Here is a 16,086-nt window from a genome sequence, read left to right on the forward strand (position 1 = left end):
AGCGGTGTCTATAGTAAGCCCCTATTTTTTGTTGGAATTCCGGAGAATCGGAGGAGCGATGGGGGATACGCTGACCGGCGGGCTGGACCTTCCCCTTCCCCGCCGCGCCGGCGAAAGAGCTGAAGCCGCCGAGGAGAGGATTTCCGCCGAACCGCTCCTTCCCCGCATCGAATCGCCCGCCGACCTCAAGGCGCTCAGTCTGGAGGATCTCCGGCGCCTGGCGCAGGAAATCCGCGAGTACGTCATCGCGATCGTCTCCAAGGTGGGCGGGCACCTGGGCCCCAGCCTGGGAGTGGTCGAGCTGACCCTCGCCCTCCACAAGATCTTCGACTCTCCCACCGACAAGATCGTCTGGGACGTGGGCCATCAGGCCTACCCGCACAAAATCCTGACGGGCCGACGGGAGCGCTTCCCGACCCTCCGCCAGTACCGGGGCTTGAGCGGCTTCGTCACCCCCGCCGAGTCGCCTCACGACGCCTTCGGGGTCGCCCACGCGAGCACCTCGATCGCGGCGGCCCTCGGAATGGCGGCGGCGCGCGATCTCAAAGGCGAGAAGCATCACGTGGTGACGGTCACGGGCGACGGGGCGATGACGGGGGGGTTGGCCTACGAGGCCCTGAACAACGCCGGCCATTCGGGCCGCGATCTGCTCGTGATCCTCAACGACAACGAGATGTCGATCTCCCCTAACGTCGGCGCCATCTCCCATTACCTGACGAGCATCACGGCGAACCCCTTCTACGGCCGGGTGAAGGAAGAGGTCAAGGGCCTGCTGGAGCGGCTGCCGCTCGGCGAGCCGGTGGGGGAGCTGGCCAGGCGGGTGGAGCAGAATCTCAAGAATCTGCTGGTGCCGGGCGCCCTGTTTCAGTCGCTGGGTTTCTCCTACTTCGGCCCGATCGACGGCCACGACCTCGAGGAGCTGCTCGCCGTCCTCGGACGGCTGAAAAGCTCGAAGGGGCCCGTCCTGCTACACGTGCTCACCAAGAAGGGGAAAGGGTACGCTCCGGCGGAAGGCGACGCCTGCACCTTCCACGGCATCAGCCCTTTCGACGCCACCACCGGCAAGGCCGACGCGGGGAGCGGCGGGCTTCCCAGCTACAACGAGGTTCTGGCCTCCGCGCTGGCCGACCTTTCGGAAGGTGACGCGAGGATCGTGGCGGTCACGGCGGCGATGGCCGACGGCACCGGACTGGTGAAGTACCGCCGCCGGTTCCCGAACCGGTTCTTCGACGTCGGGATTGCCGAAGCCCACGGGGTCTGCTTCGCCGCCGGGCTGGCGATCCAGGGAATGCGGCCCGTGGCGGCCATCTACTCCACGTTCCTGCAGCGCGCCTACGATCAGATCATTCACGACGTGGGAATCCAGAGCCTTCCGGTCGTCTTCTGTCTCGATCGGGCGGGCCTGGTCGGACCCGACGGGCCGACGCATCACGGAGTCTTCGATCTGACTTATCTGCGGGCGGTCCCGAACTTCGTCATCGCCGCCCCGAAAGACGGCAACGAGATGAAGGATCTCCTGGCGACCGCGTTGAGTCAGCAAACCGCTCCCTTCGCCCTCCGCTATCCCAAAACCGCTTGCGTCCGATTCGACCCCGATCGGCCGGCCCGCCCGATCCCGATCGGATCCTGGGAAGGGATCCATCGAGGCGCCGGAATCTGCCTGCTCGCCGTGGGGGCGATGGTGGAAGCCTGCGAGAAAGCCCTGCCTCTCTTGAGGGAAAAAGGAGTCGACGCCGGCCTGGTCAACTGCCGCTTCGTGAAGCCGCTGGATCGGGAGCTCCTGCGGAAGCTCCGGGCCGACTACCGATTGCTGGTGACGGTGGAGGAGAACGTCGTCAACGGCGGTTTCGGGGCGGGCGTGCATGAAGCCCTGGCGGAGATGAGGCTGGAGGGTCCGGTGGCTCACTTCGCGGTTCCGGACCGCTTCGTCACCCACGGCTCGCGGGGCGAGCTGCTGGAGGAGGTTGGCTTGAGTCCCGCGCGGATCGCGGAGCGCGTACGGGACCTGGCGGGAGAACCACGATGACGCGGCTCCGGGCGCGGCGCGGCGATCTCTCGGACGAAAAAGCCGATCTCGTCGTCCATTTCCAGTTCGAGGGCGACTCGACCCCGGCGACCTTGTCGGACTCCGGCCTGCGGAAGGCCCTCGCGCCGGTCCTGCGGGGTGACGCTTTCGAAGGGAAGCTCGATCACTCGCTTCTATGGCATGGCGACGGACGCCGCCCGGCCGCCCGATACCTGGTTCAGGGTCTCGGAAGGAAAGAATCGTTCGGTCCCGAGGTCCTGCATCGTGTCGCGGAATTGACCGGGGGCCGGGCGCTCGGGCTGAAAGCGGAACGGGTCGGCATGGCGCTGGGGGCCCCTGCCGCGTGGGGGATGGAGATCGAAGACGCCGCCAGAACGGCGTCGGCGGGCTTCCTCTACGGCTGCTATCGTTTCGACAAGTACCTCTCCACGAAGCGACAGGAGCCGGCTCCCCGCGATCTTCTGATCGGCATTCCGAAGGGAGATCCCGACCGCGTCGGCCCCGCCCTGGAGGAAGCGCAGCATGTCGATGCCGTCCTTCACCTGGCCCGGGACCTGGTCTCGGAGCATCCGGGCTACCTGCACCCGCGCCGGATGGCGGAAATCGCCGCCCGGGAGGCCCGCAAAGCGCGCATCGAATGCCGGGTGATCGACGAAGCCGAGATGAGGAAGCTGGGCATGGGGGGGATGCTCGGCGTCTCACGAGGCTCCGAGCATCCCGCGGTGCTGATCCACCTGCATTATCGGCCGCGATCCTCCAAGAGGAAGAAACGGCCCGTGCGGGTCGTGTTCGTCGGCAAGGGCGTGACGTTCGACACCGGCGGAATCTCGATCAAGCAGGCCGACGGGATGGAGGCGATGAAGGCGGACATGGCGGGGTCGGCGACGGTCCTGGCGACGCTGCTGGCCCTTCCCGCCCTCGGGATCGACGCGGAAGTCCACGGCCTGATGATGATGGTGGAGAACATGCCCGACGGCCGCGCCATCCGGCCGGGGGACATCCTGCGCATCTACAACGGGAAAACGGTGGAGATCAAGAGCACCGACGCGGAGGGCCGGCTGATTCTGGCGGACGGCCTGTCCTGGGCCTGCCGGCAGCTGAAGCCCGACTATCTGCTGGATCTCGCGACGCTAACGGGCGCGGTCATGGTGGGACTGGGGCCGGCCTGCACCGGCGTCATGGGAAACGACCAGCGCTTCATCAACCTGCTGCTGCGCTCCGCCGCCGAAGCGGGCGAGAAGATGTGGCAGTTGCCGCTCTATCCCGAGTATCGGGAGCACATCCGCTCCGACGTGGCGACCGTGAAGAACTCCGGAATACGCTATGGAGGGGCGATCACCGCGGGGTTGTTCCTCCAGGAATTCGTCGAGCCGCAAGTCCCTTGGATTCACCTCGACATCGCCGGCCCCGCGTTCTTCGAGAACGGCTACTCCTACGCCTCGCGGGGCGCCACCGGCCACGGGGTCAAAACCCTCCTCCAGCTCCTCCGCCATCTGTCCTGAGCGCATGGGACACCGCGAGCATCGACACGCCGCCCCGCGCCGCGTGGCGACGGCCGTCCTGACGATTTCCGACACGCGGACTCCAGAGACCGACGCCGCGGGACCGCTGATCCGCCGGCTTCTCTCCAAGGCGGGCCACCCGGTCGTGGACGCCCGGATCCTCCCCGACGAGCCGCGCTCGATCGTCGCCTTGTTGCGGCGATGGGGACGGGATCGACGGGTTCGGGCGATGATCCTCACGGGGGGGACCGGCGTCTCGCCGCGCGACGGCACGTTCGAGGCGGTCGACTCCTTGCTGGAGAAGCGGCTCGAGGGTTTCGGCGAGATCTTCCGAATGCTCTCCTACGACCAGGTGGGGGCCGCCGCCTTCCTGAGCCGGGCGCTCGCCGGGATCTACCGCGGCCGCGCGGTCTTCTCGCTTCCGGGAGCCGTGTCCGCGGTGACGCTGGGCATGGAGAAGCTGATCCTCCCGGAGCTGGCTCATCTGGCCTACGAGATCTCGAAGCCCCCGCTCCGCCGCCTCAAGACCCGTTGAGGGAGCCGCCCCTTTCCGAGAAGTCCGCGGAGCGCTTCGTTGACACTCTTTCCGAGCGCGTGCTACCTTGCATTTCGGCGCCCGCTGGGCGTTTGAAAGCGGCGGAACCTCCGACGTGAAGGCGGTGATGCGGGCAAAGTGCGGGAATCGGGCGGATCTGGCGGGGCTGCGCCGGAAGATCGAGGGCGAGGTCTTGATCGCGCCCGCCGATCTCGAGCGCTACAGCCTGGCCGAATGCGTCTACCGGATTCCCCCGCTCGGGGCGGTGCTGCCGAAAAGCCGGGAAGACGTTCAGGAGGTCCTGGAGTTCGCCCGGGAAGCCGGGATCCCGGTGACGGCCCGCGGGGCGGGGACGGCCGTGGCCGGACAATCGGTCGGCAGCGGCATCATCCTCGATTTTTCGCGCCACCTGAACCGGGTGTTGGAGTTGCGTCCCGGGGAAAAACGCGCCCGGGTGGAGCCGGGAGCGATCCTAGCCGATTTGAACCGCGCCGCCGCCCGGCATCGCCTCCGTTTCGCGCCCGATCCGGCGAGCGGAGATTTCTGCACGCTCGGCGGGATGATTGCGAACAATGCGGGCGGACCGCGAAGCGTGCGCTACGGTCCGACCCGCCAGGGGGTCGATTCCCTCACGGTGGCGCTGGCAGACGGGCAAATCCTCGAGACCCAGAGCGTCGCGCGCGCCTCGCCGACCGGGACCGATCTCCACGCCGGGATCGCGTCGAAGCTGGCGCGCATCGTCGATCGACGCCGGGAGGCGCTCGACGCGGCGGCTCCCCGGGTGAGACGATCCGCGTCGGGTTACGATCTCCTCGGGGCGGTCGGGGAGGAGACGATCGACTTGGCCCGCCTCCTCGTGGGGTCCGAAGGGACGCTGGCGCTGACTTTGGAGGCGCGGCTGATCCTGACGCCGCTTCCCGGAGCGATCGCCACCGCGCTGGCGCACTTCCGGGACCTCGAAGCGATGGGGAAGGGGGTGCTCGCGGCCCTAGGCCATGCCCCGTCGGCGGTGGAAGCCCTGGATCGATCGTTCGTCGATCTGATCCGCCGCGCCGGGCGCGACGAGGTCCGCTCGCTTCCCGCCGACACCGAAGCGATCCTGATCGTCGAAGTGGAGGCCGAGACGCGCTCCGAGGCCGCGGCGAAGCTGGATCGGCTCGATCGGGATCTGGCGGGGCTAGCCGACGGCTTCCTGCGGGGTCTCGACGAATCGTCCAGGCTGCGGATCTGGGAAATCCGCAAGGCCGCGTCGCCCCTTCTGCTCGCGCGGGGAGGCGCGACGCGGAGCACGCGCTTCATCGAGGACGCCTGCGTTCCCCCCTCCAAGCTGCCGCTCTTCCTCCGCGAGATCCGGAGCTTCCTCAAGAGCCGTCGACTCGACGCCGCCGTGTTCGGTCACGCGGGGGACGCCATCGTGCACGTGAACCCGTTCCTCGATCCGGCCGACGCGCGGCTGGCGGAAAGGATGGAAGAAATTTCCCGGGAGTACACGGAGCTGGTGCTGTCGCTGGGAGGAGCCCTGTCGGGGGAGCATGGAGACGGCCGCTTGCGGACGCCTTTCCTGGCGCTCGCCTTCGGAGAGGCGTGCGGCGCCTTCCGCGAGGTGAAGGAGCTTTTCGATCCGCGCGGCGTGCTCAATCCCGGAATCAAGGTGCACGATGGGTCGGCGCGGATGAGCGATCACGTCGATTTGGGGCCGAGGCCGCCGCGCTTCGCGGCCCTCTCGGCGGGGGGGCCTCCTTGATGACGCCGGAGCGATTCCTGCCCACCCGCCTGCGGATTCATCCGACGGCGTTCGTGGCCGAGACCTGCGTCCTGCGCGGCGACGTCACCGTGGGCGCCCAGGCGAGCCTCTGGTTTCAATGTGTCGCGCGCGGGGACTCGGAGCCGATCCGGATCGGCGACCGAACCAACGTCCAGGACGGCTGCCTGCTCCACGTCGACGTCGACTGCCCCCTGGAAATCGGCAGCGACGTGACGCTGGGGCACGGCGCCATCGTCCACGGCGCGCGGGTGTACGACGAAGTCCTCATCGCCATGCGGGCCACGGTCCTCAGCGGGGCGATCGTCGAGCGGCGCTGCATCATCGGAGCCGGGGCGGTCGTCCCGGAGAACGCTCGCATTCCGGAGGGCTCGCTGGTCCTGGGCGTCCCCGGAAGGGTGATCCGCAGCCTCCGCCCGGAGGAGATCGGGCGCATCCTCGACAACGCCCGCGCCTACGTGGCCTACGCGGAGGCCTATCGAAGCGGCCGGGTCGGCGCCGGCCTGGAGGAACGCCGTTGAACGCGGCCGGGGTCGTCCGCATCAAGCAGGAGATCGTCCGGGCGCGCACCATTCTCCTGAGCACCCATCAGAATCCGGACGGGGACGGGCTCGGGTCGGAGATCGCGCTGCAGGCGTACCTGCGCTCGGTGGGGAAGAGCGCCGTCATCCTGAATCCCGATCCCGTTCCGGAGCGCTATCGCTTCCTTGATCCCGGCGGGGAAATCGGCGTCTTCGACGGCGCCGCGGGGGCCGAGCTGGTCCGTTCCTGCGATCTCCTTTTCATGCTCGACAACAGCAGCCTGAACCGGCTCGGGAAGATGGAAGGAGCCATTCGGGCCACCGAGGCGGTGCGCATCTGCATCGACCATCACGACACGACGGACCGATTCTGGACGGTGAACCTGGTGGACGAGACCGCCTGCGCCACGGGAGAGATGATTTTCGACTTGATCGCGGCCCTGGGAGGCTCCCTGGATCCTTCCAGCGCCGTCGCTCTGTACACGGCGCTCGTGACGGACACCGGTCACTTCCGCTTCTCCAAGACGAGCCCCCGCTCCCACCGGATCGCGGCGGAGCTGCTCCGCATGGGGGTCGATCCGTCGCACGTGTATCAGGAAGTCTACGAACGGCATTCCGAAGGGTTCGTGAGATTGATGGGCCAGGCTCTCGCGGCATGCCGGATCGAGCCGGGCGGGGCCCTCGCCTGGATCGCCCTGCGCCGGGCGCAAATCGAGGCCTGCGGCGCCGAGGACGCCGACACCTCGGAAATGGTGAACCAGCTCTTCGGCATCCAGGGAGTGCGAATCTGCCTGCTCTTCAAGGAGCTGCCCGACGGCAGGATCAAGGTCAGCCTTCGATCGAAAGGGGCCCTCGACGTGAACCGGATTGCGAGCCGCTACGGAGGCGGGGGTCATCAGAACGCCTCCGGGGCGATCGTGGAGGGGCCGTTCGAAGCGGCCGTTCAGCGGGTGGTGACGGATGCGCGGGCGCTACTCCCCTGAGCCGCTGCGCCTCCACGCGGGGCTGCTGCTGTCGGGATGCGGTCACTTCGACGGATCCGACGTTCAGGAGGCCGTTCTGAGCGGCCTGGCGCTGGACCGGGTGGGGGCGAAGGTCGTCGCCCTGGCGCCGCGGCGCCCGCAGCTTCACACGGCGGACCACACCGTCGGCGACGAGATGGAGGCTCCCGGCCGCGACGCGCTGCTGGAGTCGTCCCGGATTCTGCACGACAAGATCTACCCGCTGTCGGAGTTTCCTCTGGAGACGCTGCAGGCGCTGGTCGTACCCGGCGGGTTCGGCGTGGCGAAAAACCTGATGACCTCCTTCGCGGAGCTGGGCCAGGTCCGCCGGGCCCATCCCGACGCCGGGGAGGCAATCCGCCACTTCTTCAGGAATCGCAAGCCGGTGGGGGTCATCGGTCTGGGGGACATCCTGGTCCGGCACCTTACCGGGGAACCCTTGGAGGATCCCCGGCCCGGCCTGGACCCGGCCGGAATCGTCGTCGACCGCGAAAGAAGAATCGTCGCCACCCCGGGATTCAAGTCCTTCACGCGGGTCTCGGAAGTGGCGTTCGGAATCGATGCGATGGTCGCCGAGCTGATTCGGCTGGTGCGGGAGGGATGAAGGTCCGCGTGCTTCTCTTCGCTCGACTCAAGGAGCTCGCCGGCACGGGCTCCCTGGAGGTGGAGCTTCCGGAGAAGGCCACCCTGGCGGACGTCTGGCGCGCCGTTCAATCGATGGCCGCGGGCCTCGGGGCGGTGCGCCCTCCGCCGCTGATGGTGCGCGACCTGGAATACGCTCCGCCCGACACGCCCCTGTCGGGCGGGGAGGAAGTGGCCTTCCTGCCGCCGGTGAGCGGCGGATGAGCGGCGCAGAGGCCGGCATGTACCGCCTGGTCGAAACGCCGATCGATCTCGACGAGCTCATCGAGTCGGTCTCGGGGCAGGGAATCGGAGGGATCGCGACGTTTCTGGGCTCGGTGCGGATCGAAAACGAGGGGAAGAGAGTGCTGGCGATCGAGTATCACGCCTACACCCCCATGGCCGAGAAGCTCCTCCGGGAGATCGGGGAGGAAGCTCGCCTCCGCCACGCCGATCTGAGGATTTCACTGGTGCACCGGGTCGGCCGGCTGGAGATCGGCGAGATCAGCGTTGGCATCGCCGCCGGCTCGCCGCACCGCCGCGAGGCCCTCTCCGCCGTGGCCTACGCCATCGAACGGGTCAAGGAGAGCCTCCCCATCTGGAAGCGGGAGCATTATGCCGACGGCTCCGCGTGGCTGGGCCTGGCCTCTGGGTCTCCGGGAAGCGCGCAAAAAAAAGGGAAGCCCGGCGGGCTTCCCCCGTAATAGCTCCGACGCCGGAACTATCCGTTCTTCTTCTCCGCCTTGGCGATGCTGCCGACTTTCAGGGTTCCGGTCGCCTCGTCCACGACCCCCTTGACGGTCACCATCTCGCCGGCGAATTCTCCAGCCTTCTTCTGATCGTCGAGGGCATAGAACTTGCTGGTCGCCGGATCCCAAACACCCAGCTTGGCGCCCTTTTCATTGGCGCACTTGACGGCGCAATCTTTGTGGCCGGCCTTGGCGCCCTCGCCCTTGCAGTGGCTGTCGGTGATGTAGCCTGTCACCGAAGTCTCGGTTTTCTTCGCCTCATCGGCAAAAGCGGCCGCACCGAGCAGTCCCACCACCAGAACGGCCGCCGTCAGCGCGACGAACTTTCGCATAATTCCACCTCCCCTGATTGGATTCGAACCGGAAGCCTGATGAGTCTACTTCAGCGCCTCGTCCGGGTCAAGCTTCGTCCTGGCCTGGCCATGGTGCAGTCTGACATGAAATAGTTTAACGCCGTCCGATGGACTCATTAGATTTTAAGGTGTTAGGATGAGAGAACATAGGTGACAACATGTTTACGAAAATAAGGCGAACAATCAAGATCCTTCGTTCCCCGGCCGACGTGGAGATGACTGAGGTTCCGCGGACCGATGAGATTGAAAGAGCCCGGCTGAAAGCGGATGGACAAATGCGCCATTCGAACCCAGTGCTAAAGGTCATCGAGGGCGTTTTTGTTATCGTGGTTTCGGTGTTTATGATTAGCCCATTTCTGCATAGGTTGTTTTCGCTTGGCGATAACGCGAACATTATTACCACAAGCGCAATCAGCGTTGTTTTGTTTTCCCTATGGGACAGGCTCCAGGAAACAGCCAGTAGGGAGCTCGCGTCTATGTTCAGGCTCGATTTCCTAGACCCCTATGTCGGGCGTCGCGTTAAAAGAACAATCGCGATCTTCAAGGCCAAATAAGAATGGCCTCGAAAAACGATAAGGTTAACGCGACCATGCAGATAATTGTAAGTTTGTCTATCTTGTTTATTGGCTTGTTGATTTTGACGGCTCCTAACTTCGCCTTTTCGGCCGCACTGTCTGATTCCATGCAGAAGGTAGCCGCCGGCTGGGTTGGGGCAGTCATTGGATACTGGCTAAATTAGTTGAATCTATCTCCGATGCGTGGCATATTCATGCCATGCTAAAGCGCTCACGGATGCCGCGTGACCCCTCCAAGCTGGCGAAGCGGATTATAGACCTTGCCACGGGCCAGGCCGAGCCGGAACCGGAAAGCAAGAAGGATCCGGCGGCGGTAGCCTTGGGACGGAGGGGTGGCCTGAAAGGCGGAAAAGCGAGGGCCGCCAAAATGACCAAAAAAGAACGGTCCGAAGCGGCCCGCAAGGCGGCGCGAGCAAGGTGGAGGGGTCCTAGCTAGATATCCTCGTCGAAGTCGTCCTCTTGTGATTCCACCGGATAGTGGGTCGGACGACTCAATTCGTCCAGATCCTTGTTGAAGTCGAAATCCATTGGCGGGAGCTTTTCCCGGTGAATATTGTTTTCATTCCATGAATCCAAATCCAGGCTTAATTGGTGAACATCTGCCAGTGCGGCTCTTCGCCGAAGCTGCGAAGAGGCCTGCATATGGGTATCATGGGCATCGAAAATCCTGTACCAACGCGATCTTTTCTTGCCTCTACCATCAAGGTAGATGATTGCATGGTTAAGCCTGACAAGCCGCCCCTGCGGATCTCTGACCGTCTCGCTTCTTAGAAATCGCGCGAGATCCCTTCGAAGCAATTCCACAGAATCGGTGGGTGGTCGCTTCCATAGTCCACGCCTAATAGCCCACTCAGCTACCAAATGCGGTTCAATTCTGGAGCTCTCATCATCATCAGGGTGCTCTTTCTTGTATAGCTCCAATAGATATTCCAATTCCCTGCTACGCTTCCCGTATAGCTTTACGACCTCGCCCATTCTACGATCCTCCTCAAAAAAGGGTTGGGCTTATCGTGAGTCCCCACCCGTCCGTTAGGGCCGTTTCGATGACGATTGAGCGAATCTTGACCAAGAAAGTCCGCAGCGCGCCGTAGCCGATCTCTCCGCGATATTGAAGTTGGCCAACTATTATTCCAGGATGAATTTTCATTCTGTGCGCGAATTGAACGATACGATCCGAAGAATAAAACGGGGCAAGCCTACGAATGAATGACTCAATTTCATCTCGCGGGATTAGGGCATCGCTCGCGCTTTCATTGGCGCGTTTTTCTTGCTGATCATCCGCGAGAAGTATTGTTATTCCGCCCTCATTGTTTTGCTGGAAAGTCGTATCGACGGAATAGCTATCACCGTGCTTGATGTGCGCGAACTCATGAAACAGCGTATGCCAAAAGGCATCTATACGGTCGTATCGAAGGGACACGGCTATCACTGGATTAGTGTCATCCAAAAAGAACGAGGCCCCGTCAATCTTTGCTCCAGATAGTGGTTCCACCACCACAAAACGAATCCCGAAATCGGACAGAATGGTTGAGACCTTGTTCGCCTCTTTCGGAAAGGCCGCAGCCTGACGGAGCCGCTTTTCTGCTGCCGGTAGCCGATCCCTTTTGAATTCGTTTACGAGAATTGGCTCGGAAATCTGGCGAGCCCGAAAACACCATGCCCGCTCGGCAGGGTTCAAATCGTCAAGCATTGCGGTTCTTCGTGCAGCAACCGGAAAGGAAATATCGGAATAAGGAGAAGCCCCAAAGAAACTAGTTAGATCCGATTCAAGGTCGGCGTCCTTGTCTGACGAACGTATCCAGCCGCGCTTCTGCATCTCTCGAATCGGGGCAAGACTGAAAAGGCGGGCACGTTTTTCCACTATGGCGCCATCTGCCTCGGATACTGACAATTCGTATTCTGCCGTCCAGCGAAGCCAATCGGCAGGGTCGTTTCCGAACGCAGCGCCGAGAGCAATCGCCATTTCCGGGCTTACCCCCGTCCTCCCAGAAACGATGTTGCTAACCGTTTGCCGGTTCTTCCCAGTGATTTGGGCCAATTCGTCCTGGCTCCAGCCTTTTTCCTCAAGCAATTGCTTAAGGCGCCTGCCTGGATGCATCCCTGGACTCCATGGAAGTTCTTGTTTTGTATGGCGTTGAAACATTAACCCTCGACACGAAGCCAGCTTAAAAGATATGATGACTATATGTCAATATAATATTATCAAACTGATTGACAAACCGTGACCGCTTGCGTATATTAATCAGTATGAAAAGGCTGACGATCGAGAAACGGGCGATGATTCTCCGGTGCTTCACCGAGGGCCTTGGGGTCAACGCTACCGCCCGCATGGCCGACGTTTCCAAGAACACGGTCCTGAAACTCCTAGCCGACCTCGGTCCGGTTTGCCGGGACTTCCAGGCCGCGATGCTCGTGAACCTCCATTGCCGTCGGATCCAGGTGGACGAAATCTGGGCCTTCACCGGGATGAAGCAGAAGAATGTCCCGGAGGAATTGAAGGGAACGTGGGGCCTCGGGGATTGCTGGACGTGGGTTGCCGTTGATGCGGATACGCGCCTCGTCCCGGCTTGGTTTGTCGGACCTCGGGACGGCGACTCCGCCGAGATATTCATTCGGATGCTGGCTCGGCGCCTTGCTCACAGGATCCAGCTAACCAGCGACGGTCATCAGCCCTACGTTGAGGCCGTGGAGTCCGCCTTCGGCTCTGAAATCGACTACGCGCAGCTAATCAAGGTGTTCAATCTGCCGGAGGGAGAAACCCACACCGAGAGGAAGTACAGCCCCGGGGAGTGCTGCGGGACGCGCGTCCAGGTCCGAACTGGCAACCCCGACCCGAGCCATATCGCCACGAGCTACAGCGAGAGGCTAAACCTTGAGATTCGGTGCAAGAACCGGAGGCTGACGCGACTCACCAATGGATTCAGCCGGAAGGTTGAGAATCTGGAGCATTCGATGGATGTGGGATTCATGGTCTACAACTTCGTGAAGATTCACGGTAGCCTGAAGGTCAGCCCCGCGATGGCTGCCGGAGTCACGGACCACCTTTGGAGCTACGAGGAAGTGATCGGGTTGCTGGAAGCGACGGAGCCGGATGCCGTGCAAATCGCGGACCGCCGTCACGACCGGAGGAAGTCAGACTGAACCATCACCCCTGGCCTTGCGGGAACGGCTCGGAATGCTATACTGTGGATTGTGCCGCACGGGGAAGGGGCACGAGCGCTGCGGTTTAGCGCCGGATCTTGCGACATCCAATGGACAGTCAGCATGCGAACAAGCACTTCGAAATCGGTGCTTTCCAAATCTCTGGATGTATTCCTTGAAGGCTCGCTTTTCGAACGTGCGCACGACTGCCCGCCATCACCTGAAACGTCGAGGGGAATCGACTCCGGTCAGGGAGACTTCTCTGCGGAGTGATCGCCTCGGCTGTCCCTTCCCGTCGGCCAGGGAGACCCTGGCATGGCTGCGATCCCAGGTCGTGGCTTTCTAAGCTCCCTTCTCGGATCGAGTGAAACTGAAGCGGTATCCCGAAAGACCCGGAATAGGTCTGCAGGGACATATCCGTCCCCAAAACCGTCAGGTGAATTCCATGGGAACTAGCTCGGTCTTCCTTTTCCTGGGAGGCCTGGCCCTTGTCGGTGCCGGAATCGTCCTCGGATGGATCGGCAATATGCGCTTGGGGAGAAAGCACCTTAGCGCCGCGAAAGCCGAGGCCCAGGAAATCCTTCGTGAGAGCCGCCGCGAGGCGGACAAGCAGAAGAAACAGGCAATTCTCCAGGCGCGCGAGGAATGGCAGCAGACCCGGACGCGCCTGGAAGGCGACCTCAAGAACCGCGTACGAACCGTCCAAAAACAGCAACAAAGTCTTGAAGATCGGGATCGTAGCCTGCGGGAGAAGCAGGAGGAGCTCCGGCACCAGGGCGAGCGGCTCCGGGAGAGCGAGCAGCGGCTCCAGTCTCTCCAGGCCGAAACGGCCGAAAGCAAGGAGCGCTACCGGCGGCTGCGGGAGGAGACCAATCGCCGGCTCGAGCAAATCTCGGGGATGGGCACGGAAGAGGCGAAGAAGATGCTCCTCAGCAGCCTGAGGGCGGAGACGCGATTCGAAGCGGCGAGGGTCATCCGCGAAGTCAAGGACGAGGCCCAGAGAACGGCCGACGCCGAGGCGGGCAAGATCATCGCCCTGGCGATCGAGCGCCTCGCCTCCGAGGTCACCGCCTCCAAGAGCATTTCGAACATCCCGATTCCCAGCGCCAAGGTCAAGGGCCGGATCATCGGCTACGAGGGCAAGAACATCCGGGCCTTCGAGAAGGCGACGGGGGTTCAGCTCCTGATGGACGAGTCGCCCGAATCAATTGTCCTGTCCTGCTTCAACCCGATCAAGCGCGAGATCGCCCGGGTGGCCCTGGAAAGGCTCCTGAAGGACGGGAACATCCACCCGCGCCGGATCGAGGAGGTCGCCGAGAAATCGCGCAGGAAGGTCGAGGAGTCGATCGGCCGCGCCGGCGAGGAGACGATCAAGGAGCTGGGGATCAAGGGCATGCACCCCGAGATGGTGAGGATTCTGGGCCGCCTCAAATACCGCACCTCTTACGGGCAGAACGTGCTCGAGCACTCGATCGAGGTCGCCAAGCTCACGGCGATGATGGCCACCGAGCTGGGCATGGACTCCACCCTCGCCCTGAGGGCCGGCTTGCTCCATGACATCGGCAAGGCGATCGACTTCGAGCGGGAAGGGACCCATCCCGAGATCGGCGTGGATTTGGGGACCCGCTACAGCGAGCCCGAAGTGGTGATCAACGCGATCGCCTCGCATCACGACGACGTCGAAGTGACGTCTCCCATCTCGGTTCTGGTCGGCGCGGCCGACGCCATCTCGGGATCGCGCCCGGGCGCCCGCAGGAAGAGCCTGGTGGATTACGTGAAGCGGATCGAGAAGCTGGAGGGCATCGCCAACAGCTTCGAAGGGGTGGAGCAATGCTACGCGATCCAGGCGGGGCGCGAGATCCGCGTGATCGCCAAGGCGGAGAAGATCGACGACGCCCAGGTCTCGCTCCTGGCCAACGATCTGGCCCAACGGATCCAGAAGGAAATGGAGTATCCCGGACGCATCAAGGTCACGGTGATCCGCGAATGGCGGGCGAGCGAGGTGGCGCGCTAAAGGGCGCGCCCCCTCCTCGGTTCTGGTAACATTCGAGATTGGCCCCGCCGGCCAGCCGGCGCCGGGGTGAGGGTTGGGGCTCGCGGCGTCCGGCCGCGTGGGGGGAAGAGGGAATGTTCTCGTCGCGGTATCTGGAAAAAGCGGGCCTGGGGGAGATCGCGCGGAAAGTGGAGCGCGGCGAGAGGCTCAGCCGTGAGGACGGCATCGCGCTCTATGAGCATGCCGATCTGAACGCGGTCGGAATGCTGGCCAACCGGGTTCGCGAGCGGCTCAACGGGAACGTGGCCTACTACAACGTCAATCAACACATCAATCCGACGAACATCTGCGACAAGTTTTGCAAGTTCTGCGCCTTCTACCGCACCCCGAAGGACCACGACGCCTATGCTCTCAGCCTGGATCAGATCCGCGCCCGCGTGCGGGAGAAGGCGCACGAGCCGATCACCGAGATCCACATGGTGGGGGGGGTGAACCCCGACCTTCCCTTCGACTTCTACCTGGACATGATCCGCGCGGTTCACGACGAGCGGCCCGAAGTGCACGTCAAGGCGCTGACCATGGTCGAGGTGGCGGCCTTCAGCCGCCAGACCGGACGGAGCGTGGAGGCGATCATTCGCGATCTCAAAGACGCCGGCCTGGGGTCCTTCCCCGGCGGCGGCGCGGAGGTCATGAGCGCCCGCCTCCACCGGCTCCTGTTCCCCAAGAAGATCGATTTCCGCGGATGGCTCGACTGCGCCAAGACGGCCCACCGCCTGGGTCTGCGCAGCAACGCCACCATGCTCTACGGGCACGTCGAGACGATCGAGGAGAAGGTCGATCACCTCAGGCTCCTGCGTGACGCTCAGGACGAGACGGGAGGGTTCATGACCTTCATCCCGCTCGCGTTCCACCCGGAGAACACCAAGCTCTCCCACCTGAAGAAAGCCACGGCGGTCGAGGATCTCCGCAACGTCGCGCTGGCCCGCCTGATGCTGGACAATTTTCCGCACGTCAAGGCGTTCTGGATCATGATCACGCCCCGCGTGGCGCAGATCGCCCTCTCCTACGGCGCCGACGACATCGACGGCACCGTGACCACGGAGGAGATCGTGCACGCGGCCGGCGCGGAGACCTCGCAGAGTCTCAGCCGCGGCGATTTGGTCACGCTGATTCGCGAGGCGGGACGCGATCCCGTGGAGCGGGACACGCTCTACCGTCCCGTACCCATGCCGGGGTCCGCGGGCGCGGCGGCCGCTTCGCCTTCCTGAAGATGTCCTGCCGGGCCGGAAGAGCGCCGTCCTCTCCGG

General features: G+C 63.7%; 15 protein-coding genes. 12 read left to right on the forward strand and 3 right to left on the reverse strand.

All coding sequences use genetic code 11. The annotated features are described in order from the left end of the window. Positions 1–58: 58 nt before the first annotated feature. The 9 genes from dxs (at position 59) to VGR67_10800 (ending at position 8,672) form a co-directional block, all read left to right on the forward strand. Positions 59–2,026: a 1-deoxy-D-xylulose-5-phosphate synthase gene (gene dxs / locus VGR67_10760; GenBank protein ID HEV8336888.1), complete on the forward strand. Its 1,968-nt coding sequence runs from the start codon at positions 59–61 to the stop codon at positions 2,024–2,026. Continuing rightward, positions 2,023–3,528 (forward strand): leucyl aminopeptidase, encoded by a 1,506-nt coding sequence (locus tag VGR67_10765; GenBank protein ID HEV8336889.1) that lies wholly within the window; start codon positions 2,023–2,025, stop codon positions 3,526–3,528. Before dxs ends, VGR67_10765 begins: the two co-directional genes overlap by 4 nt. A gap of 4 nt (positions 3,529–3,532) precedes the next feature. Then, positions 3,533–4,063: a MogA/MoaB family molybdenum cofactor biosynthesis protein gene (locus VGR67_10770; GenBank protein ID HEV8336890.1), complete on the forward strand. Its 531-nt coding sequence runs from the start codon at positions 3,533–3,535 to the stop codon at positions 4,061–4,063. Between the two features lie 115 nt (positions 4,064–4,178). Beyond that, on the forward strand, positions 4,179–5,807 hold the full coding sequence (locus VGR67_10775) for an FAD-binding oxidoreductase (GenBank protein ID HEV8336891.1): 1,629 nt from the start codon (positions 4,179–4,181) through the stop codon (positions 5,805–5,807). Beyond that, complete coding sequence (locus VGR67_10780) at positions 5,807–6,346, forward strand: gamma carbonic anhydrase family protein (GenBank protein ID HEV8336892.1); 540 nt, start codon at positions 5,807–5,809, stop codon at positions 6,344–6,346. Before VGR67_10775 ends, VGR67_10780 begins: the two co-directional genes overlap by 1 nt. Then, a complete protein-coding gene (locus VGR67_10785) occupies positions 6,343–7,329 on the forward strand; it encodes a bifunctional oligoribonuclease/PAP phosphatase NrnA (protein ID HEV8336893.1) in 987 nt (328 codons plus the stop codon). The genes VGR67_10780 and VGR67_10785 overlap by 4 nt, the downstream gene beginning before the upstream one ends. Beyond that, a complete protein-coding gene (locus VGR67_10790; protein HEV8336894.1) occupies positions 7,307–7,951 on the forward strand; it encodes an isoprenoid biosynthesis protein ElbB in 645 nt (214 codons plus the stop codon). Before VGR67_10785 ends, VGR67_10790 begins: the two co-directional genes overlap by 23 nt. Further along, on the forward strand, positions 7,948–8,193 hold the full coding sequence (locus tag VGR67_10795) for a MoaD/ThiS family protein (GenBank protein HEV8336895.1): 246 nt from the start codon (positions 7,948–7,950) through the stop codon (positions 8,191–8,193). Before VGR67_10790 ends, VGR67_10795 begins: the two co-directional genes overlap by 4 nt. After that, on the forward strand, positions 8,190–8,672 hold the full coding sequence (locus tag VGR67_10800; GenBank protein HEV8336896.1) for a molybdenum cofactor biosynthesis protein MoaE: 483 nt from the start codon (positions 8,190–8,192) through the stop codon (positions 8,670–8,672). The genes VGR67_10795 and VGR67_10800 overlap by 4 nt, the downstream gene beginning before the upstream one ends. 17 nt (positions 8,673–8,689) lie before the next feature. Here VGR67_10800 and VGR67_10805 read toward each other — a convergent pair whose 3' ends face one another. From VGR67_10805 to VGR67_10815, 3 genes are all read right to left on the reverse strand, one after another. Then, a complete protein-coding gene (locus VGR67_10805) occupies positions 8,690–9,049 on the reverse strand; it encodes a hypothetical protein (protein ID HEV8336897.1) in 360 nt (119 codons plus the stop codon). Positions 9,050–10,077: 1,028 nt separating this feature from the next. Next, positions 10,078–10,620 (reverse strand): hypothetical protein, encoded by a 543-nt coding sequence (locus VGR67_10810; protein ID HEV8336898.1) that lies wholly within the window; start codon positions 10,618–10,620, stop codon positions 10,078–10,080. Positions 10,621–10,633: 13 nt separating this feature from the next. Further along, positions 10,634–11,743: a HigA family addiction module antitoxin gene (locus VGR67_10815; GenBank protein ID HEV8336899.1), complete on the reverse strand. Its 1,110-nt coding sequence runs from the start codon at positions 11,741–11,743 to the stop codon at positions 10,634–10,636. Positions 11,744–11,892: 149 nt separating this feature from the next. On the opposite strand from VGR67_10815, the gene VGR67_10820 reads away from it, so the two are divergent. The 3 genes from VGR67_10820 to mqnE all read left to right on the forward strand — a co-directional run bounded on the left by VGR67_10820 (position 11,893) and on the right by mqnE (position 16,047). Next, entirely contained in the window at positions 11,893–12,786 is an 894-nt protein-coding gene (locus tag VGR67_10820; GenBank protein HEV8336900.1) for an IS1 family transposase, read from the forward strand. 445 nt (positions 12,787–13,231) lie between these two features. Then, positions 13,232–14,800 carry a ribonuclease Y gene (gene rny, locus VGR67_10825; GenBank protein HEV8336901.1) on the forward strand — a complete coding sequence of 523 codons (1,569 nt, stop codon included), beginning with the start codon at positions 13,232–13,234 and terminating at the stop codon, positions 14,798–14,800. 113 nt (positions 14,801–14,913) lie between these two features. Continuing rightward, complete coding sequence (gene mqnE, locus VGR67_10830; GenBank protein ID HEV8336902.1) at positions 14,914–16,047, forward strand: aminofutalosine synthase MqnE; 1,134 nt, start codon at positions 14,914–14,916, stop codon at positions 16,045–16,047. The last annotated feature ends 39 nt before the right edge of the window (positions 16,048–16,086 follow it).

Source organism: Candidatus Polarisedimenticolia bacterium, assembly GCA_036004685.1.
Classification (GTDB): Bacteria; Acidobacteriota; Polarisedimenticolia; order Gp22-AA2; family AA152; genus DASYRE01.